The organism is Parafilimonas terrae, from assembly GCF_900115755.1.
Classification (GTDB): Bacteria; Bacteroidota; Bacteroidia; order Chitinophagales; family Chitinophagaceae; genus Parafilimonas; species Parafilimonas terrae.
In genome coordinates this window covers 196,213-212,334 of the sequence record NZ_FOXQ01000009.1, presented here as the reverse complement: position 1 = coordinate 212,334, position 16,122 = coordinate 196,213, and the positions used below count along the sequence as shown (strand labels likewise).

Genomic DNA, 16,122 nt, shown 5'->3' with positions numbered 1-16,122 from the left:
CTGTAACTTTCAAAGGGTTTTTAATAAAACTGGTAATGTTTATTCTTGGGTTTACTCTTGATAAGCTTACCTGATTAACTAGCAACTTGAATTAACTAACACCTGTACTTTACCTGCGATACTTCACTGCTTTCCAGGTCATTGCTTGTCTCAAAAATATCTTGATGTATTTTGAAATAACTTAACAGAATGAAAAATAAAAATGCCTGCAATTATTTATTACAGGCATTTTTGAAAGTTTTGCTATCCAAAAAGTCGGGTGGACTGGATTCGAACCAGCGACCCCTTGCACCCCATGCAAATACGCTACCGGACTGCGCCACCACCCGAAACCTTTTTTGTTTGCACTTAAAAGGGCTGCAAATGTAAAGGGCTTTTAATTAAAATCAGGTTATATTTGCCAAATTTTGCCGAATTACATGAATATTATACTGCAGCAGGTTTCGATTGCAGATTCAAACTCTCCTTATAACGGAAATAAGAAAGATATTTTAATTACAGATGGCATTATTACTAAAATTGATGATGCTATAACAGATGAATCTGCCCAGGTTTTTACATCAGGAAATACATTTGCTTCTCCCGGTTGGATAGATATTTTTTCGCATGCCTGCGATCCGGGTTATGAATACCGTGAAACAATAGATTCGCTTGCAATAGCGGCAGCAGCAGGCGGGTTTACGCAGGTGTTCACATTGCCCGATACAAGCCCTGTTGTTGATAACAAAGCGCAGGTGGAATATGTAAAGCAAAAGTCGGCCAATACTAAAATTAATGTGCACCCGCTGGGTGCGGTATCCAAAAAAAGGGAAGGCGCAGCGCTTGCCGAAATGTACGATATGAAGCAGAGCGGCGCAGTTGCATTTACAGATGGCCTTTACCCTGTTCAAAATGCCGGCCTGTTTTTAAAGGCGCTCCAATATGTAAAAACGTTCGATGGCGTCATCATACAACTGCCGCAGGATAAATCCATCAATGCTTCGGGTTTAATGAATGAGGGAATTGTATCGACCCGCATGGGTTTGCAGGGCATTCCTGCCATCGCGGAAGAACTATTGATTGCAAGGGATATTGAACTGCTTCGTTACACACAATCTACATTGCATATAACGGGAATTACTACAAAAAAATCAGTTGAATTAATTAAAGCAGCTAAGGCAGAAGGTTTAAATATAAGTTGCTCTGTTACACCTTATCACTTGTTTTTCTGTGATGAAGATTTGAAAAATTATGATACCAACCTTAAGGTGAACCCGCCGTTGCGCAGCAAAGGCGATATGATAGCCTTACGCGAAGCTGTATTGAATGGCGATATTGATTGCATTGCTTCGCATCACCTGCCGCAGGATTGGGATAACAAAGCCTGTGAATTTGAATATGCAAAACCCGGTATGATTGGTTTGCAAACAGCATATAGTGTTGTGCAAACAGCTTTGCCGGAGTTATCTGCAGAAAAAATTGCTGCTTTATTTTCTGCAAATGCGGGCAAGATATTTCAGTTGCCTGCAATTATAAAAGAAGGTGAAAAAGCATCGCTTACGCTGTTTAATAGAAACGAATTTGTGTTTACAAAAGAAAAAAATAAAAGCAAGTCGTTTAATTCACCATTTTTTAATGTTGCATTAAAGGGCACTGTGGTTGGTGTGGTCTCGAAAGGAATATTAACTTTAAACAATTAATAAAATTAATATGGAAAATAAAGTAACAACACCACAGGTAAAGGGCCTGATTATATCATTAATATTAATTGTGTATGGCCTCATCATATATTTTGTAGATGGTATGAAGCATCCTGAGCTTTCTTATGTGCAGTATGCGCTTTTTTTAGCCGGGATTATATGGGCCTGTGTCACTTATTCAAACCAGTTAAATGCCAATGTTACTTTTGGAAATTTATTCGCGCATGGGTTTAAAACCACGGCAGTTATTACCGTAATAGTATTGCTTTATACCATACTTGCTTTTAAGGTTTTATTCCCCGAGATGATTGATAAGAGTATTGAAATGACAAGGCAGAAAATGGAAGCGGATGGTAAGGCTTCGGATAGCCAGATAGACCAGGCAATTAGTATGATGAGGGAGCATTATGTGTTATTTGCAGTAGTTGGAGTTATTGTAGGTTTCGCAATCATAGGCGCCATCAGTTCATTAATTGGCGCGGCTATTGCTAAGAAAAAGCCGCAGGACCCCTTCGGTAATCAACCAATTTAATTAAATGGATCTTTCGATAGTTATTCCTTTATATAATGAAGATGAATCGCTGCCCGAATTGTGCGATTGGATTGTGCGTGTGGTAACCGCCAATAATTTTTCTTATGAAATTATTATGGTGGATGATGGCAGCACAGACGATAGCTGGTGCATCATTGAAAAGTTAAGTGCCGGCAATCCAAATATTAAAGGCATAAAATTTCAGCGCAACTATGGCAAATCTGCAGCATTGAATGAAGGCTTTAAAGCAGCGCAGGGCAGTGTGGTTATTACAATGGATGCTGATATGCAGGATTCTCCCGATGAAATCCCGGAGCTTTATCGCATGATAACAGAAGATAAGCTTGATATGGTAAGCGGCTGGAAAAAAGTACGGTATGATAATAAGCTTACCAAAAATTTTCCGTCAAAGATATTTAATGCTATGGCGAGAAGCATATCTGGCATTAAGCTGCACGACTTTAACTGTGGCCTTAAAGCCTATCGTAAAAAAGTGGTGAAGAGTATTGAAATTTATGGCGAAATGCACCGCAATATTCCTGTGCTTGCAAAATGGTCGGGCTTTAGAAAGATCGGTGAAAAAGTGGTGGAGCACAGGCCCAGGAAATATGGCGTTACCAAATTTGGATGGGACAGGTTTATCAACGGCTTTCTTGATCTTGCCACATTAACTTTTGTTGGCCGTTTTAGTAAAAGGCCCATGCATTTTTTTGGGCTATATGGCACCTTCTTTTTTATTATCGGTTTTTTCAGCAGCCTTTACCTCATCATTGCCAAAATTGTTGATGCGAATTATGGCATTACCAATAAACCGCTTTTCTATATTGCATTGGTTGTTATGATCATCGGTATGCAACTGTTTCTTACCGGCTTTATTGCAGAGCTTGTGGTGCGCAATGCTGCAGACAGGAACAATTACCTTATTGAAAAGAAAGCAGGGTTAAATTAATGCAATCTGTTGTTATCATAGGCCCGGCTTACCCGTTGCGCGGCGGCGGGCTTGCATCCTTCAACGAAAGGCTGGCAAGGGAATTTCAATACCAGCATGATAACGTAACCATTTATACGTTTTCTTTACAATATCCTTCTTTTCTTTTTCCCGGCACTTCGCAATATTCAAATGAGCCGGCGCCAGCAGATTTGAATATTAAAGTATGCATCAATTCAATCAACCCCTTTAACTGGATTAAGATTGGCAACGAACTAAAAAAATTAAAGCCCGATATAATTGTTGTGCGTTACTGGCTGCCATTTATGGGGCCATGCCTGGGAACTATTTTGCGCATTGCAAAAAAGAACCGTCATACCAAAATCATTTGTATTGCCGATAATATTTTACCGCATGAAAAAAGAGTGGGCGATAAGCAGTTCACATCTTATTTTATAAAACCGGTTGATGCATTTATTACAATGAGCGATAAAGTGATGAATGACTTACGGTTATTTACTGATAAGCCTGCATTAAAACTCGTGCATCCTTTGTATGATAATTTTGGTGATAAAGTTGACAAAGCTGAAGCGCGGAAGCATTTGAATTTAAATGCTGATGACCGGATTATTTTATTCTTTGGTTTTATCCGGGAATATAAAGGCCTTGATATTTTATTAAAAGCGATGGCATTGCTGAAGCAACAAATTCCCAATTCCCAATTCCACATTCCTAAACTCCTCGTTGCCGGTGAGTTTTACAAAGACCGGAAATTATACGATGATATTATTGAACAAAACAATCTTCAATCGCTGGTCATTTTAAGAACAAGTTTTATAGCCGACAGTGAAGTAAAATATTATTTAAGCGCTGCCGATTTTGTAATTCAGCCATACAGAAATGCTACGCAAAGCGGTGTTACGCCTTTAGCCTATCACTTTGAAAAACCAATGCTCGTTACCAATGTGGGCGGCCTGCCTGCGCTTGTGCCTGATGAAAAAGTTGGTTTAATAGCAGAGCCCAATCCTGAAAGCATTGCGCAAAAAATCAAACAGCTTTATGTGTTTGGTGAAGAACATTTTTTGCAGTATTTAAAAGAAGAAAAAAAGAAATACAGTTGGGCAAACCTGGTGGAAGCTATTAAACAGCTTTGAGTTTATTTGTTCTTTATAAGTTTACAGGTTCACAAGTTCCAGGCGTTCACGAATTCAGATGATTCAAATCTCAAGCGAGAATTATACAACCCGTAAACTCTTAAACTTTATAAACTAAATTTGCCTCCCTGTTAAAGGAGTACCAAGCAAATGAAAGAGCAATTGCAACAGTTAGCCCAAAGTCTGGATGGTGAATTTTATACAGATAAAACAATGCGCATTTTATACGCTACCGATGCATCGGCGTACCGTGAAATGCCACTGGCTGTTGCTATTCCCAAAACAAAAGAAGATATAAAAAAACTGATTGCCTTTGCCCGCGATAATAAAACTTCCTTAATTCCAAGAACAGCAGGCACATCGCTTGCCGGGCAGGTTGTGGGCAATGGGATTATTGTGGATGTATCAAGAAATTTTACAAAAATCCTTGAATTAAATACAGAAGAAAAATGGGTGCGCGTAGAGCCTGGCGTTATTCGGGATGAGCTTAACATGTTTTTAAAACCACATGGTTTTTTATTCGGGCCTGAAACTTCAACTGCCAACCGCGCCATGATGGGCGGCATGGTGGGCAATAATTCCTGCGGCTCTAATTCTGTTGTTTACAGGAGCACACGCGAACATTTGCTGGAAGTGAAAGCTTTTTTAAGCGATGGCAGCGAAGCTGAGTTTAAAGCATTAAATATTGATGCATTTCATGCGAAATGTGAAGGCGAAACGCTTGAAGCAAACATCTATAAAAACATCCGCAGTTTATTAAGCAATTATGAAAACCAGCAGGAGATAAGAAACGAATTTCCCAAGAAAAGTATTGAAAGAAGAAATACCGGTTATGCAGTTGATGTGTTATTGGACATGGCGCCTTTTACGGCGGGTGAGCCTGATTTTAATTTCTGCAAACTCATTGCAGGCTCTGAAGGAACGCTTGCATTCATCACCGAAATAAAACTGAATATCGTTCCACTGCCGCCAAAAGAAACAGGCCTTTTATGTGTGCATTTTAATAACATTGATGAATCGCTGCGGGCAAATCTTATCGCTTTACAATATCATCCCACTGCAAGCGAATTAATAGATCATTTTATTTTAGAATGCACGAAAGATAATATTGAGCAAAGAAAGAACCGTTTTTTTGTGCAGGGTGACCCGGGCGCTATTCTTGTAATTGAATTTAAAAAAGATACAAGAGCGGAAATTGAAGCCATTGCAAAACAGGTGGAAGCCGATATGCGTGCAGCCAACCTCGGTTATCATTTCCCTTTATTGTTTGGCGACGATACAAAAAAGATATGGACCCTGCGTAAGGCAGGGCTTGGTTTATTAAGCAATCTTCCCGGCGATGATAAAGCGGTGCCCGTTATTGAAGACACCGCGGTTGATGTGAATGACCTGCCTGCTTTTATTGAAGAGTTCAATATTATTCTAAAGAAATATGGCCTGTATTCTGTGCATTATGCGCATGCAGGCAGCGGCGAAATTCATTTACGTCCAATCATTAATTTAAAGACAGCAGAAGGCAACCAGTTGTTCAGGACGATTGCTGAAGAAATAGCAACGCTTGTAAAAAAATATCATGGGTCATTAAGTGGAGAACATGGTGATGGAAGATTGCGTGGTGAATTTATAAAACAAATGGTGGGCGAAAAAAATTACCAGTTATTGAGGCAGATAAAACAAGCCTGGGACCCACAAAATATTTTCAACCCGAACAAGATTGTTGATACGCCTTCCATGAATACGATGCTGCGTTATACGCCGGGCCAGCAAACGCCAACGTTTAAAACGCTGTTTCGTTTTTACAACCAGGATGTATTGCAGCATGCAGAACAATGCAATGGCAGCGGCGATTGCCGTAAAACACATTTATCTGGCGGCACCATGTGCCCTTCATTCATGGCAACGCGCAATGAAAAAGATACAACAAGGGCAAGGGCCAATATCCTTCGCGAATTTTTAACCCATTCAGATAAGATCAACCGCTTTGATCATAAAGAAATTTATGAAGTGATGGATTTGTGCCTGAGCTGTAAAGGCTGCAAATCTGAATGCCCTTCAAACGTTGATGTAGCGAAGCTGAAAGCTGAATTCATGCAGCATTATTATGATGCGAATGGCGTTCCTTTCAGGAGCAGGCTCATTGCCAACTTCACTAAATCTGCAAAGCTTGGTGCTTTAATGCCCGGCCTTTACAATTTTGCAGTAAAGAATAAAGCCATCAGCAGTGTTATAAAAAAAATATCCGGCTTTGCCTTGAAGCGTTCTTTGCCCACTGTTTATAAAACAACATTGCGGAACTGGTACAATAAGCGGTCAACGGGCAACAGTCAACAGTCAACAGTCAATGGTCAGGTGTATTTTTTCTGCGATGAATTCACTAATTATAACGACACTGAAATTGGTATAAAAGCTATTCTCCTGCTTGAAAAATTAGGTTATGAAGTAATCATGCCGGAGCATGATGAAAGCGGCAGGACCTGGCTTTCAAAAGGGTTGATACGCGATGCAAAAAAGATCATCAATAAAAATATTGCAACGCTTCATCCTTTAATAACAGAAGATAAACCGCTGGTTGGCGTTGAGCCTTCGGCCATACTTACTTTTCGTGATGAATATGTTGACCTTGCTGATGATGATTTGTTTGAAATAGCAAAAGAGCTATCAAAAAAAGTGTTTACAGTAGAAGAATTTATTGCAAGGGAAATTGATAAAGGCAACATCACCGCACAACAATTTAAAACCGAAAAAAGAAGTATAAAACTGCATGGCCATTGCCAACAGAAAGCATTGTCATCAGTGGCGCCAACTGTAAAGATTTTATCATTGCCGGAAAATTATTCGGTGACAACCATACCTTCCGGTTGCTGCGGCATGGCTGGTTCTTTTGGATATGAAAAAGAACATTATGATCTCTCAATGAAAATAGGCGAGTTGGTATTATTTCCCACGGTGCGCAACAAAACAGGAGATACCATTATTGCTGCGCCGGGCACAAGTTGCCGCCACCAGATTAAAGATGGCACAAAGGTTATAGCCAAACACCCGGTGGAAATATTGTACGAAGCGCTAGCATAAATCGCGAAGCATTCAGTTGTTATTGCTTGTAAGATTGCGCTTTATAATTCCGTATAAAAATATACATGAACGCTACTATAACGGCGTAGGTTAAAATATTAAAACTGGTATGCGCATCAAACTGCAAAGGATAGCGCCAGTGATTGTGCAGGCTTATTACAATTGTAATTACCCTCAATATATTTACTATGCAAATGAGGATGATGCCTGCCAGTATCCATCTCAATTTATACCGGGCAGAAGCCTTGTGCGCTGTTATAAACGCCGCCCATAAACTCATTGCCCCTACCCCAAGGCAACCCCAGGCAATATTTACGCCGCCGCCACCTTCCATAATAATATTAGCCGGATTTTTCTGATAAACCGCATAGCCTGCCAGCTTAAGTAGTAACATGGAAGTTTTGGCTATGAGAATAGTAAGCCATTCAGGAACATTGGCGTATTTGTCCAGGAAAGAAGAATAGAGCTTACCGCCCGGTGATGTTATGCCCACATATAGATAAAACCCCTGCAGCAATATCACATACAGCAGCACAAACAGCAGGATATTAAACCCGGTTTTTTTATTGGAAAACAATGCAGTTTTAGTGATGGTTTGCACTTGCAGTTATTGCTTTATGAAAACAAAAATAACTATTAAAGTGCGATAGTTTTATTTACACCGGGCAAACGCATTTGGTTAAAATGCGTTTGCCCGGTGGTAACAGTTTTTATTAACCTAAAAATTGTAAGTAAGGTGCATGATAAAATTCCTTCCCTGGCGGGGCAGCTTTATTACATCAAGGTGCTCATAATAATACTTATTGAAAATGTTATTGCATGTCAATCCTATAATGATTTGCTGTTCCTTAACAGCAATGGTTTTAGTTGCACCGGCATTCATAATAAAATAACCCGGGGTATGTGTTTCACCATAAAAATTGCTTGTATTATGCTGTGCAGCAGCGCCTGCCCCTGCTGCAAAAAACCGCCAGTTATGCGTGTTATAGGTTATTGTGTTTGTAGTTTTTAAAGGTGCTATAAGCGGCAGGTAATTTTCATTCTTATCTTTTCCTGTTTGCCAGGTAGTATTACTGTTGAATGAAAGTTGGGAAGCAATATTCCAGCCAAGCAGCAAAGAAGCGCCGGCAATATATGCCGATGAAATATTGCCATACTGCTTTACGCCATTGGCATTCATTGTTTGCGGCATAAGGCCAGGCTGAACAAAACCGGCAATATAATTATGGAAAAAATAGCCAAAGCCTTTCAGCGTTGCCTTAAAATTGTTGATGCTGTAAAAAACATTCAGTTCACTGTTAAATGATGCTTCTTTTTTAGTGGCGGGATTTCCCACATAGTCATATCCATCAACATTATTAAACAAATAAAGTGCATACGATTCTTTAAGTGTAGGGGCACGCATGCCCCTTGCCAGCTTTACATCAAAACCAAGCGGGGATGCAGGATGATAGCCCAACTGAAGAAAAGCATTATACAACCAGTTTGTTTTGTTTGGGTCATCCATGTAAACATCCATAAGCATCATTTTTCCTTCGGAAGAATAAATGGAAGAACGGTTGTATTCCAGCCGCATGCCTGCGGTAAATTGCCAGGAATTACCGAGGTTAATTTCATCTGAAATATCCAACCCGGCAACGGTCCGCTGTGCGTCGGGAATCGTTAGCATTGGCATGGCATTATCGCTGCCTGCACCCATCATCATCGTTGCATGCCAGCGGTTAATATAGGTTTCTGCCTTTGCACGTATTTTTTGCGAAGCGGAAGCCTTCCAGTACAACTGTGTAAATGCGCCACTGGTTTTTGAACGCCCCGGCATATCCATACGTGTCATCATCATTACTTCATCTTCAGAACGGTTAAAATTATTCATATCATGATGCACATCATTGTAATAAATTTTTGTTTGCCAGGAAGAGAGCCGTTTATCCGCGTTAGTGTATTCGTGTGTAATGCTGCCCACGTTAGCTCTGTCAAAATCCACATCCATCGGAAGTGCAGGGTAGCCGATGTTGCTGCCTTCATCACGCAGGTAATCCGCACGAAGCGATTGATGTGCGCTTAACTGGTACAAGGCATCTGCATGTAAGTTCCATTTCTGGTATTGGGAGAAATTAACCCTTCCTTTTTCATCCACAGAAAAACCATTTTCTTCCATCCATTCACCATACTTGCTGATGTTTTCATCTTTGTTGCCGCCAGGCGTGTAATTACCGGCTTTGCGATAAATGCCATCCACTAAAAATGCAAAGTGTTTGCCGCTGTATTGCAGGTTGCCGAGTAACTGGCGTGCTGCTGCATTGGTTTCAAAACCGGTACCGGCAGTGCCGCTCCATTTATGGGGCACATTTATTGTTGCCTGCCGCAAATTAAAATTCATGCCGCCGCCAATGGTAGTGCCGCCAGCTTCTAAACCGGGGCCGGAACTTACCTGCACACTTTGCATGTTATTCGGTTCTATATAACAGGTTGCTGGGTCCATGCGGTTAGTGCATGCGCCAAATATGCGCATGCAGTTAATGGTAACATTTATTTGCCCGTCGCTCATGCCGCGCAATACAGGCTCCTGTGCAAAATTGCCACGGCTTATAAGGCTGATGCCGGAAATATTATCAAGCAGCCGTTCCGTTCTTGCCTGGCCGTCGTAACGCTGCCCGTTAAAATTGATATTGCTTTTTGTACTGTTTACAATAACTGTTTGAAGAAAGCCTGTTTGAACGCTATCTTCTTTCTCTGTGTTCTGTGCGGTTAAACTTATTGGTAATAAAAATATAGCAGCAGTGATTATTTTTTTGTACATAAATAGTATTGATTTAAACAACAGCAAGTGCTTTACCTGTTAAACAAATACATGTTGTTTACTAAATAAAAGAATGATGGATTTCAATAGCCAATCCTGTTAGTCATGAAAGCTTTTTGCAATAACATCTGCGTGAATAAGATTGCATAGCAACTCTGTAAATGCCTGTGAATAACAGGCAAGCCGGTTTTATTAAGGTATATAATTGCGCTGCAATGAGGTTTACCTCACAGCCGCTATGAATATGTTTACACAACAATCTCCCTTAATATGCCCAGTTCTTCAAGAATTTCTTTCATTGCCTTAACCACTTCACCATCTGTTAAACCCCTTGGCTTTGACGCTGTAATTTCCAGCTCTTTCAATATAGTTGCAGGCCTTTTGGATAATACCAGCACGCGGTCGGCAAGTTGTGCAGCTTCTTCAATATCGTGGGTAACAAAAATTACAGTACGCGGCCTTTTTTCAAGCAGGCGCACCAGTTCATACCGCATGCGAAGCCTTGTTTGATAATCCAGCGCGGAAAAAGGTTCATCCATCAGCAAAATATCAGAGTTGCCGGCAAGCGCCCTTGCCAGTTCCACACGCTGGCGCATACCTCCTGATAATTCATGCGGATAGTGATTTTTAAAATCTTCCAGGTGAATGAGTTCAAAAAGCGATTGCAGTTCTTCTTCACGCTGCTGTGCATCGCTCACGGAACGCAACCCCATGCTTATATTTTGCGAAACGGTAAGCCAGGGAAAGAGGCCGTCTTTCTGATATACCGTTCGTATAACGCCTTCCCTGTGTATAGCCCCTGAACCTGGTTGTATGTGGCCGGAGAGTAAATTTAATATTGTTGTTTTGCCGCAGCCCGATGGCCCCACTATCACCGCAAACTCCCCGGAATTTACGGAGAGGCTAAGGTTTTGAAGCACGGGCATTGTTCCAAAGCTTAAAGAAACATCCTGCAGTGTAAGCCTGCTATTTTGTATTTTATCTTTCATATCCCCAGCGTACATTTGGTAATTTTGAAAATTGTAATAAAAAGCGGTCGATGCCCATTCCCAGCAGGCCAATAACCACCATGTAACATGCTGCCGAATCGAGCCTTAACCCGTTTCTCGCTTCCCATATTCCATAGCCTAAACCATCCTGGCAGCCCACCATTTCAGCGGCAACAATCACCACCCAGGCAATGCCATAACTCACCCGAAGCGCTGTGATAACCTGCGGCAGCACTGCCGGAAAAGTTACTTTGGTAAGCAATTCAACACCTTTATAATTATAGTCTTTCGCAACCCTGAAATAAATAGCGGGAATGGTAGCAACGGCCGACATAGTGGCAAGCGCCAGCGGGAAAAAAGTGGCCATGAAAATAAGGAACACAGCAGGCTTATCGCCTATATGAAACCAAAGTATGGCGAATGGTATCCATGCAAGCGGTGAAAGAAAACGGAAAAAATTAAGCATGGGCAAAAAAGCCTGCCTTCCTGTTAAATGCTGCCCCAGCCACAGGCCTGCGGGAATACCCAGCACGGCAGAAATAACAAAGCCAACTGCCACTCTCCACAATGAGGCAACAATATCGTTTAACAAACTGCCCGATTTAAAATCTTCTACAAAACTGCTTGCTACAGCGCCGGGCCCGGGCATGGCATAAGATGGAAAAACATTAAAGCGAACAAGAAAATACCAGGTAAACAAAGCGCCAAGAAAAACAGAAAAAGGCAATAAAAACATGCGCCAGCGGCTGGTCTTGTAAGCACCGGAAGGCCTGTTTTGTACGGGGGCAGGTAATTTCCGGGAATTGAATAATGTCATTGAAATTTATTTCTTCGTAACAAATGTTGAATAATATTAAGCCTGGAGCATCAAACGCTGCAAACTTTTCATTCAAATAATAATATGGGTGTTGAAATAGTTAACCGGCTAAATAATAGCATAATGATTTTACCGTGCATATAAACTGCATAGTATGGTTATATTATTTCAGGAGGTTTTTCAGGCGATGCAATATAAAAGGAACAGAGTATATCATCGCTTTTGGTTGCATATGGATGAGACAGGCCGGAAACACATGCAGACAAATCGTAACCGGTTTTATAATTGTATTCAAAAAAGAAAAGCTTTAACAGCGAGATCATGGCCTGCTGATGGGAAGAAGATGTTTGCGCATCGCCGGCAATTTTTGCATATACATTTTTGGCATCAGACAATTTGCTTTTTTCATTGTTGGCAATGCATTGCAAAATCAAAGTATCATTACACAGCTTGCGTTTTACATAATTATAAAAAACACCGTTGATCTTTATGGTGCCATCACACCGCTCAAACTCACTCTTGTCGTTAGTGTAAGGCATATTAAGCGGTATTTTAATCGTTACAAGGTCGGCATCGTTATATTGATTGCTGTCTAATTTTTGCACAAGGGTTTTGTCGGCCTTCTGTTCCAGGTAACTTAATACAAGCCGGTAACCTGCCAGCGTAAATAAGTGGATAGATAAAAGCAATATGGCAACAAAATTTCTCAATAACAGCTATTTATGGCATAAAGATAAGGGTATTGCCTGTTGCATTCAAATCAAGGGTAAGCATAAGCATTGTAAACCAGGAAAGATGAAGCGCCTGCAGCATAACTTCAGTTTACGATTTCGTCTCAACATTTTCAGCTTTCATATCAATTAATATTCTGTAAACATTCTTTTTTGAGAATATTAAAACTGCATAAATAGATTTGCTGTTTATAACGAAACCATTTGCACTTTTTCGTAGTTCTTGCTTAAACATTTTTCATTGATTTTGTAGTTTGCCGTTGAATAAACAACAGCGTTTTATCATCAATACTGCAAGCTCTGCAGAAAGTGCAAAAGTGTAAACGGCCTTTGGTTACACACAATTATTGTAATTAATGAATATCTCCGAACTTTCGCTTAAGCGCCCGGTGCTTGCCACGGTAATGAATATTATGATTATTGTGTTTGGCGTAACCGGTTTTACTTTTCTTGCTGTACGCGATTATCCTGCTATTGACCCGGCCGTTGTAAACGTAAGAACTTCTTACACCGGCGCCAATGCAGATATTATTGAAAGCCAGATCACAGAACCACTGGAGAAGCAGATCAATGGCATACCTGGCATCCGCACCCTTACTTCGTCCAGCACTTTGGGCAACAGTAATATTACGGTTGAATTTAACCTGGGTGTTGACCTGGAAGCTGCGGCAAGCGATGTGCGCGATAAGGTAAGCCAGGCTGCACGAAGCTTACCCCAGGATGTTGATGCGCCGCCGGTTGTTTCAAAAGCTGATGCCAATGCCGATTTTATTTTAATCCTGGCCATTCAAAGCCCCACCAAAAGTTTGCTGGAACTGAGCGATTATGGTGAAAACGTTTTGCAGCAACAGTTTCAAACCATAAACGGCGTAAGCTCTGTGGGCCTGTTCGGGCAAAAACGTTATGCCATGCGGCTTTGGCTTAACCCGGATAAAATGAGCACTTACAATGTTTCTTTCACCGACTTGCGCAATGCACTTAATTCGGAAAATATTGACCTGCCGCCGGGCAAAATTTATGGCAGTAGTACAGAGCTTACTATCCGTACCATGGGACGGCTTACTACGGAAGATGAGTTTAAGAACCTGATCATTCGCGAAGACAGCACCGGCATTGTTCGCGTGAGTGATTTTGCTGAAGTGGAATTAGGCGCCGAGGATTATGAACAAAGCTGGAAGTATAATGGCGTGAATGCAGTGGGCCTGTATGTAATTCCTCAGCCCGGCGCCAACAACATAGCCATTGCCGATGAATTTTATAAACGACTTGACGCCATTCAGAAATCAAATAAAAGCGATATACAAATAAAGGTGCTGATTGATAATACTGTAAACATTCGCAATTCATTGTCTGAAGTAAAGGAAACCCTTATCATTGCCTTTATACTGGTGGTGCTCGTAATATTCATCTTCTTCCGCAACTGGCTTATTGCCATCCGGCCACTAATAGATATTCCCATTTCGCTCATTTCTACCTTCTTTATCATGTACATTTCAGGGTTTACCATAAATGTGCTTACACTGTTGGGCATTGTGCTGGCCACAGGTTTGGTGGTGGATGATGGTATAGTGGTAACGGAAAATATTTTCAGGAAACTGGAAAGCGGCTTACCAATACGCAAAGCTGCATTGGAGGGCAGCAGGGAAATTTTCTTTGCGGTATTATCAACCTCAATAACATTGGCAATCGTGTTTTTGCCGGTAATTTTCCTGGAAGGGTTTATAGGAAGATTGTTCCGCGAATTTGGTGTTACGCTGGCCTGCGCTGTTTTAATATCAGCGTTTGTTTCGTTAACCATAACGCCTGTTTTGAATGTTTATCTCACAGGAAAGAAAGCAGGGCATGGCAGGTTTTATGAACGTACGGAACCTTTCTTCAAAGGCATGGAAAACGGTTATAAAAAGCTGCTTGAGCGCTTTATGAAAATACGCTGGGTTGCTTTTGTAATTGTGGCAGTTTGTTTTGGCCTTATATTGATATTTATGAACAGCCTGCAAAGCGAGATAGCCCCGCTTGAAGATAAAAGCTCGGTTCGCCTTAGCGTTTCGGCTCCCGAAGGCACCAGCTTTACTTACATGCAGAAAATTACAGATGAGATAGCTGATTATTTATATGATTCTGTTCCGGAACGGGAGTTTGTTTTTGCCAGAACGCCCACCGGCTCTACCAACGAGTCGCGGCCACGTATCGGCCTTATTCCACCGCAGGAAAGAACAAGATCGCAGAGTGAAATAGCCAACGACCTGCAGCGTAAATTATCAAAGTTTAATGATGCAAGGATTTTTACCACAGAAGAACAAACCATTGCCGTAGGTTCCGGTTCACGCGGCGGTTTGCCTGTGCAGTTTGTATTGCAGAATATGGATTTTGAAAAGCTGAAGGAAGTGATTCCCAAATTTTTGGATGAAGCAAGACGGGACCCCACATTTTCAAATGTTGATGTAAACCTCAAATTCAACCGTCCTGAAATACAGCTTTCTGTTGACAGGATGAAAGCAAAAGACCTTGGCCTTTCCACAGAAGATATTGTAGCAGCCATACAGGCGGCGTTTAGCGGAGGAAGGCTGGCTTATTTTATTATGGGCAGCGATCAGTACCAGGTAATTGCCCAGGTAGAACATGCCAACCGCACAGAACCTGCCGATATTTCGCGTTTATATGTGCGCAATGCAAGCGGGCAAAGCATTCCATTGAGTGCAGTGGTGCATCTTGTTGAAAGCAGCAGCCCTACCACATTGTATCACTTTAACCGTTATAAAGCAGCTACTATTTCAGCTTCGCTTGCAGAAGGAAAAACCATTGGCGATGGCATTAAAGCCATGCAGGCAATTGCCAATAGAACGCTGGATGAAAGCTTTCAAACGGCATTAAGCGGGCCGTCAAGGGATTATTCGGAAAGCTCTTCCAACATTGGGTTTGCTTTTACGCTTGCATTACTGCTTATCTATTTGGTGCTGGCTGCACAATTTGAAAGTTTTCTTGATCCGTTTACTATCATGTTTACAGTGCCGCTGGCTTTAGCCGGTGCTTTATTAAGCTTGTGGATATTCGGGCAAACATTAAATATATTTTCGGAGATTGGTATGATCATGCTGATAGGGTTGGTAACGAAAAACGGGATTTTAATTGTTGAATTCTCTAATCAGAAACGGGAGCAGGGCATGGGTAAGTATGAAGCTGTAATAGAAGCGTCCACACAGCGTTTGCGCCCCATATTAATGACGAGCCTTGCCACATCGCTTGGCGCTTTGCCTATTGCCATGAGCCTGGGCGCTGCGGCAACGAGCCGCATCCCGCTCGGTATTGTGGTGGTAGGCGGTATTTTATTTTCGCTGATATTAACGTTGTTTGTAATTCCGGCCATGTATTCATATATATCCGGCAAACATAAAGCGCATAAAACGGTTATAAGCGAGTAGC

11 protein-coding genes and 1 tRNA gene are annotated in these 16,122 nt (G+C 41.4%); 6 read left to right on the top strand and 6 right to left on the bottom strand.

Going from position 1 to position 16,122, the window contains the following annotated elements:
• Positions 1-255 precede the first annotated feature (255 nt).
• A tRNA-Pro gene (locus BM015_RS15185) sits at positions 256-329 on the bottom strand.
• Positions 330-419: 90 nt separating this feature from the next.
• Here BM015_RS15185 and BM015_RS15180 point away from each other — a divergent pair.
• The 5 genes from BM015_RS15180 (at position 420) to BM015_RS15160 (ending at position 7,365) form a co-directional block, all read left to right on the top strand.
• Positions 420-1,679 (top strand): dihydroorotase, encoded by a 1,260-nt coding sequence (locus BM015_RS15180; RefSeq protein ID WP_090660280.1) that lies wholly within the window; start codon positions 420-422, stop codon positions 1,677-1,679.
• Positions 1,680-1,689: 10 nt separating this feature from the next.
• A complete protein-coding gene (locus BM015_RS15175; RefSeq protein WP_090660277.1) occupies positions 1,690-2,211 on the top strand; it encodes a DUF4199 domain-containing protein in 522 nt (173 codons plus the stop codon).
• Between the two features lie 4 nt (positions 2,212-2,215).
• The gene (locus BM015_RS15170) at positions 2,216-3,160 is read left to right on the top strand and encodes a glycosyltransferase family 2 protein (RefSeq protein ID WP_090660274.1); all 945 of its coding nucleotides are present in this window, start codon (positions 2,216-2,218) and stop codon (positions 3,158-3,160) included.
• Entirely contained in the window at positions 3,160-4,293 is a 1,134-nt protein-coding gene (locus BM015_RS15165) for a glycosyltransferase family 4 protein (RefSeq protein WP_090660271.1), read from the top strand. Before BM015_RS15170 ends, BM015_RS15165 begins: the two co-directional genes overlap by 1 nt.
• Before the next feature lie 150 nt (positions 4,294-4,443).
• Entirely contained in the window at positions 4,444-7,365 is a 2,922-nt protein-coding gene (locus BM015_RS15160) for an FAD-binding and (Fe-S)-binding domain-containing protein (protein WP_090660268.1), read from the top strand.
• A 19-nt stretch (positions 7,366-7,384) separates the two neighbouring features.
• On the opposite strand, the gene BM015_RS15155 is transcribed toward BM015_RS15160, so the two are convergent.
• The 5 genes from BM015_RS15155 to BM015_RS15135 form a co-directional block, all read right to left on the bottom strand.
• Positions 7,385-7,966: an exosortase/archaeosortase family protein gene (locus BM015_RS15155; RefSeq protein WP_177191923.1), complete on the bottom strand. Its 582-nt coding sequence runs from the start codon at positions 7,964-7,966 to the stop codon at positions 7,385-7,387.
• Between the two features lie 117 nt (positions 7,967-8,083).
• Positions 8,084-10,165 (bottom strand): TonB-dependent receptor, encoded by a 2,082-nt coding sequence (locus BM015_RS15150; protein WP_090660262.1) that lies wholly within the window; start codon positions 10,163-10,165, stop codon positions 8,084-8,086.
• 248 nt (positions 10,166-10,413) lie between these two features.
• A complete protein-coding gene (locus tag BM015_RS15145) occupies positions 10,414-11,154 on the bottom strand; it encodes an ABC transporter ATP-binding protein (RefSeq protein ID WP_177191922.1) in 741 nt (246 codons plus the stop codon).
• Positions 11,144-11,971 carry an ABC transporter permease gene (locus tag BM015_RS15140; protein WP_090660315.1) on the bottom strand — a complete coding sequence of 276 codons (828 nt, stop codon included), beginning with the start codon at positions 11,969-11,971 and terminating at the stop codon, positions 11,144-11,146. The genes BM015_RS15145 and BM015_RS15140 overlap by 11 nt, the downstream gene beginning before the upstream one ends.
• A gap of 158 nt (positions 11,972-12,129) precedes the next feature.
• Complete coding sequence (locus BM015_RS15135; protein WP_090660255.1) at positions 12,130-12,681, bottom strand: hypothetical protein; 552 nt, start codon at positions 12,679-12,681, stop codon at positions 12,130-12,132.
• Positions 12,682-13,058: 377 nt separating this feature from the next.
• Here BM015_RS15135 and BM015_RS15130 point away from each other — a divergent pair, with 377 nt between their 5' ends.
• Positions 13,059-16,121, top strand: a complete 3,063-nt coding sequence (locus tag BM015_RS15130; protein WP_090660253.1) for an efflux RND transporter permease subunit — start codon at positions 13,059-13,061, stop codon at positions 16,119-16,121.
• Position 16,122: the final 1 nt, after the last annotated feature.

Bases quoted from the DNA above. Each gene is read 5' to 3' on its own strand.
- BM015_RS15175 (WP_090660277.1), top strand. From the start codon at position 1,690: ATGGAAAATAAAGTAACAACACCACAGGTAAAGGGCCTGATTATATCA.
- BM015_RS15170 (WP_090660274.1), top strand. From the start codon at position 2,216: ATGGATCTTTCGATAGTTATTCCTTTATATAATGAAGATGAATCGCTG.
- BM015_RS15150 (WP_090660262.1), bottom strand. From the start codon at position 10,165: ATGTACAAAAAAATAATCACTGCTGCTATATTTTTATTACCAATAAGT.
- BM015_RS15140 (WP_090660315.1), bottom strand. From the start codon at position 11,971: ATGACATTATTCAATTCCCGGAAATTACCTGCCCCCGTACAAAACAGG.
- BM015_RS15180 (WP_090660280.1), top strand. From the start codon at position 420: ATGAATATTATACTGCAGCAGGTTTCGATTGCAGATTCAAACTCTCCT.
- BM015_RS15160 (WP_090660268.1), top strand. From the start codon at position 4,444: ATGAAAGAGCAATTGCAACAGTTAGCCCAAAGTCTGGATGGTGAATTT.
- BM015_RS15145 (WP_177191922.1), bottom strand. From the start codon at position 11,154: ATGAAAGATAAAATACAAAATAGCAGGCTTACACTGCAGGATGTTTCT.
- BM015_RS15165 (WP_090660271.1), top strand. From the start codon at position 3,160: ATGCAATCTGTTGTTATCATAGGCCCGGCTTACCCGTTGCGCGGCGGC.
- BM015_RS15130 (WP_090660253.1), top strand. From the start codon at position 13,059: ATGAATATCTCCGAACTTTCGCTTAAGCGCCCGGTGCTTGCCACGGTA.